The sequence below is a fragment of the Limnohabitans sp. genome (genome assembly GCF_044361985.1).
Taxonomy (GTDB): domain Bacteria; phylum Pseudomonadota; class Gammaproteobacteria; order Burkholderiales; family Burkholderiaceae_C; genus Limnohabitans_A.
Genome location: NZ_JBIKHV010000145.1, coordinates 1 through 4,140, shown reverse-complemented (window position 1 = coordinate 4,140; position 4,140 = coordinate 1). Strand labels below are relative to the sequence as shown.

Sequence of the window (4,140 nt, the reverse complement as noted above, 5' to 3'; positions counted from 1 at the left end):
ATGACGAGGCGGCCATGATCATGGGCCACGAGATGGCACACGCCCTGCGCGAACACGCCCGCGAACGGCTGGCCAAAAGCCAGGCCACCAGCATCGGCCTGTCGATTGCGTCGCAACTGCTGGGCCTAGGTTCTTTGGGCGATGTCGCCGCCAATCTAGGCACGCAGTTGCTCACCCTCAAGTACAGCCGCGACGACGAAACCGAATCGGATTTGGTGGGCCTGGAAATCGCCGCGCGGGGCGGCTACAAGCCAGAAGCCAGTGTCAGCCTGTGGCAAAAAATGCAGGCTGCCAGCAGCAACGGCAGCCCCTCATTCCTGTCTACCCACCCCAGTGGGGCCAACCGCATTCAGGAACTCGAAGCCAACTTGCCCAAGGTGCAAACCCTGTACCAACAAGCCCTCAAAGGCTGAGGGCGCCAGCCCCTTCAGGTGCCGCCGACATAAGGGTTGGACTGGCGTTCACGGCCAAAGGTGCTTTCGGGGCCATGGCCGGGAATGAACACTGTGTCATTGCCCATCGGCCACAGGCGCTGGGTGATGCTGGCGATCAAATCGTCGTGGTTGCCTTGCGGAAAATCGGTTCGGCCAATGCTGCCGGCAAACAGCACATCGCCGACAAACGCGCGTTTGATCTCCGGCGAATAAAACACCACATGGCCCGGCGTGTGCCCCGGGCAGTGGCGCACCTGCAAGGTGTGCGCGCCCAGCGTGACGGTGTCGCCATCGGCCAGCCAGCGCGTGGGCTTGAAGACCCGAGCCGGCGGAAAACCATAGGCCGAAGCCGCTTGCGGCAAACCGTCAATCCAGAACTGGTCAGCCGGGTGTGGCCCGATGATGGGCAGGCCTCCCAGTTGTTCGGCCAGATCGGCCGTGCCTGAGGCGTGGTCCAGATGGCCGTGCGTGATCCAGATCTGCTCCAGACGAAGGCCATGTTGCTTCACGGCACCCAAAATCAAATCGAGGTCGCCCCCCGGATCGACCACGGCCGCCTGAAGCGTCTGATCGTCCCAGACCAGGGAACAGTTTTGCTGGAAGGGGGTGACGGGGATGGTTTGGTATTGCAGCATCCCTCGATGTTAAAGGTACTTGATACCCATGTTCAGAACCTCAACCTAGAGTTCGGGTGGATGGACTGCTTTGGATCACATGACTTCAAAGTGGTTTCCCTAGCGATTGCAGCCCCACGTGACCTTTTCGTTGGGGTTATCGAAAGTCGTTTGTACGGCGGTTACTGTCTTGCGGCGGGCGAGCTGACAGCTCGAGACCGGCCGTTCAGTTCAGGCAACAATCGCCTCCAGACCTTTCTTTTCAATAAGTTGCAACAGCTTTGCAGCTGCACCGCTGGGGTGTTTGCCAGAACTTGGTGACTCCCACTTTTGAACAGCAGAAACACTGACGTTCAAAATTGAGGCGAACACAGATTGGCTCACTTTGGCTTTATTCACACGAATAGCCGTTACGTTTTCGGAGGTGTAGTCGGGTGGGCTCTGACAGATGAGCTGCATCTTGGCCATGTCTTGCTTGGAAATCAAGGCATGGCCATGCAGAGCATCCGCCATCTCCAGCATTTCAGTAAGAATACGGCTCTCTTTAGTCGCTTTTTTGTTTGTCATTACAAATTTCCTTCAAAACTTCAGTTGCAACCAGGTCCTCGATTTTTTTGATGCTCGCGCTTTCAAGTGCATGACCGATAATTTTTGCAGCATCCACTTCTTTGGCAGAGAAATCAGAACCAGCTGAATTTTTCTCGCGCCCAGCCAAGAAGAAGATTGCCGTATTGTGCTTTTTCGCCACCAGTGTCCGGGTCGATCCACTTTTACCTTGCCCCGGCACGGCCACCCGCTTCTTGCACACTCCACCACCCAAGTCGGCCTCATATTTTCCTTGCTCAATCTCGCGTGCAGCTTGGCAGAGAAGCTCGTCACTCAACACTTTGCGCGCCCATCGATCAAAGGTCTTGGTTTTAAAGACTCTTTTCATATTCGAATCCTAGCTGGCTATTGCACCAAGTGCAATAGCCAGCTAGGGTCTTTTTTTGGGTTGTGAGCATCAACCATCGTCAAAGGTCTCCCGCATTGACCGCACCTTTTCAACGGATTCCAGCAATACCTTGAAGGCGCTCGCAGTTGCTGCCTAAGAGCACGCGCTGCCCTGCAAAGGGCCGCAACCAGCCGATGCACCGTTATCAAACCGAATATCTCAGGTGAGTTCTGAGCCAAGCTGAAAGACTCAGCTGCCGCGGATGAGCGCCAGTTCCTTTTCGGCGATGTCCAGGCGGACCATGCCTTTGGCCACCAGAATTTGGGCCAGTTGATCCACCTCATGGCCCACGGCACCGGCCATCATGGCGATGTTGTGCGAGTGTAAGGACATATGGCCCTTCTGGATGCCGGTGGTGGCCAGCGCCTTGATGGCGGCAAAGTTTTGCGCCAATCCGACCGCGGCGATGATGCGGGCCAACTCACTGGCCGATTGAACATTGAGGATCTTCAACGCGGTCTTGGCCATGGGGTGCAGCTTGGTGGCGCCGCCAATCAAACCAACCGCCATGGGCACTTCAATCGAGCCGGCGAGGTGGCCTTCGTTGGTGACCTCCCAGCGGGTCAAGCTGGTGTATCGCCCATGGCGTGAGGCGTAGGCGTGTGCGCCCGATTCGACCGCACGCGTGTCATTGCCCGTGGCCAACACCACGGCACTGATGCCGTTCATGATGCCCTTGTTGTGGGTGGCTGCACGGTAGGGGTCTGCTTCGGCAAAGTGATACGCCAGCAACATGCCATCACGCACATCTGCCCCCCCGATGTCTTCGCTGCGCCAGACACAGCGCGCGCGCGCCAGCCGATGGTCCGCCAGGTTGGACAAGATGCGCAGGTAGGTGCGCCCACCCGTCCACTGCGCAATAGAAGGCGCCAGTTTTTCAGCCATGGTGTTGACCGCGTTGGCCCCCATGGCATCCAGGGTGTCCACAATGATGTGGGTGATCACCATGGGGCCTGACAACGTGTCAATGACGCGCACCTCGAGCTCTCGGAACCCGCCCCCCAGCTTGATGAGCATCGGGTCGCAGGCGTCACAAATCAGGCGAATGTCTTCTTTGCGCTCCAGGATGGCCATTCGGGCGTGGTACGGGTCTGACACCTGCACCAATTGAATCTGCGCGATCATGCGCGTGCCCGACATAGAGGTGATGAAGCCCCCGTTGTCATAAGACTGACGGGCCGCGTTGCAGACCGCCGCCACCACCGAGGACTCTTCGGTGGCCATGGGCACCAGCACATCGCGCCCATCGACCTTCATGTTGGTCGCAATGCCCACGGGGATGGTCATCGTGCCCAGAAAGTTCTCGATCATGTGGTTGCCGATTTCCTGATCGAGGTTGCCGGAGTTGCCCATCAAGGCGCGCTCGGTGTCGTTCAGGCCGGCCATGTCGGCAATCAGCGCAATGCGCTCATCGACAGATTTTTTATGAAATCCACTGATGCGGCTGGAGTAGTGGGCGTTGTTCATGCCAGTCTTTCTTTTTTAAATGTCAGTGCTTGCCCAGATAGGCTTCACGCACACTCGGATCGTTGGCTATGTCTTTGGAGGCGCCAGAGTTGACGATGACGCCGTTTTTCAAAACGTAGGCCCGGTCAGAAACTTTCAAGGCTTGGTTGGCCATTTGCTCAACCAGCAAAATCGTGACGCCTTCATCCCGCACGCGCCGGATGACTGCAAAAATTTCTTTCACAATGAGCGGGGCCAGGCCGAGCGAGGGTTCGTCCAGCAGCAACAGCTTGGGCCGTGACATCAGCGCCCTGGCGATGGCCAGCATTTGCTGCTCACCCCCGCTCAACGTGCCCGCGTGCTGGTTTTTTCTTTCTCGCAATCTGGGAAAAATGGCGTACTGCCTTTCCAGATCGGCTTTCACTTCGGGGTCGCGTGAAGGGCGCAGATAGGCACCCAAAAGCAAGTTGTCTTCGACCGATTGGTCCGCAAAGACCTGTCGGCCTTCAGGGGACTGGGAAATGCCAGCGGCCACCCTTTGGTGAGGGGGCATTGCCGTGATGTCGTGGCCCTGCCATTGAATGGTGCCGCCACTGACCCCTTGCAAGCCTGAAACGGCCTTCATCAAAGTGCTTTTGCCGGCGCCATTGCC

General features: G+C 57.6%; 6 protein-coding genes. 1 reads left to right on the top strand and 5 read right to left on the bottom strand.

The window, feature by feature from the left end:
• Window positions 1-413 (top strand): M48 family metallopeptidase (locus ACIQ3A_RS14080; RefSeq protein ID WP_396432351.1); only part of this gene is annotated, 413 nt, incomplete at its 5' end.
• A gap of 14 nt (window positions 414-427) precedes the next feature.
• Here the strand turns inward: ACIQ3A_RS14080 and ACIQ3A_RS14075 are convergent.
• From ACIQ3A_RS14075 to ACIQ3A_RS14055, 5 genes are all read right to left on the bottom strand, one after another.
• Window positions 428-1,069, bottom strand: a complete 642-nt coding sequence (locus tag ACIQ3A_RS14075) for an MBL fold metallo-hydrolase (protein WP_396432350.1) — start codon at window positions 1,067-1,069, stop codon at window positions 428-430.
• Window positions 1,070-1,279: 210 nt separating this feature from the next.
• Complete coding sequence (locus ACIQ3A_RS14070; protein ID WP_396432349.1) at window positions 1,280-1,615, bottom strand: helix-turn-helix domain-containing protein; 336 nt, start codon at window positions 1,613-1,615, stop codon at window positions 1,280-1,282.
• The gene (locus ACIQ3A_RS14065; RefSeq protein ID WP_396432348.1) at window positions 1,593-1,982 is read right to left on the bottom strand and encodes a type II toxin-antitoxin system RelE/ParE family toxin; all 390 of its coding nucleotides are present in this window, start codon (window positions 1,980-1,982) and stop codon (window positions 1,593-1,595) included. The genes ACIQ3A_RS14070 and ACIQ3A_RS14065 overlap by 23 nt, the downstream gene beginning before the upstream one ends.
• Window positions 1,983-2,231: 249 nt before the next feature.
• Entirely contained in the window at window positions 2,232-3,509 is a 1,278-nt protein-coding gene (locus ACIQ3A_RS14060; RefSeq protein ID WP_396432347.1) for a hydroxymethylglutaryl-CoA reductase, degradative, read from the bottom strand.
• 22 nt (window positions 3,510-3,531) lie between these two features.
• Window positions 3,532-4,140 (bottom strand): ABC transporter ATP-binding protein (locus tag ACIQ3A_RS14055; protein WP_396432346.1); only part of this gene is annotated, 609 nt, incomplete at its 5' end.

What these genes read in the sequence shown, in the direction of transcription:
- ACIQ3A_RS14075 (WP_396432350.1), bottom strand. Translation starts at nt 1,069, where the DNA reads ATGCTGCAATACCAAACCATCCCCGTCACCCCCTTCCAGCAAAACTGT.
- ACIQ3A_RS14065 (WP_396432348.1), bottom strand. Translation starts at nt 1,982, where the DNA reads ATGAAAAGAGTCTTTAAAACCAAGACCTTTGATCGATGGGCGCGCAAA.
- ACIQ3A_RS14060 (WP_396432347.1), bottom strand. Translation starts at nt 3,509, where the DNA reads ATGAACAACGCCCACTACTCCAGCCGCATCAGTGGATTTCATAAAAAA.
- ACIQ3A_RS14070 (WP_396432349.1), bottom strand. Translation starts at nt 1,615, where the DNA reads ATGACAAACAAAAAAGCGACTAAAGAGAGCCGTATTCTTACTGAAATG.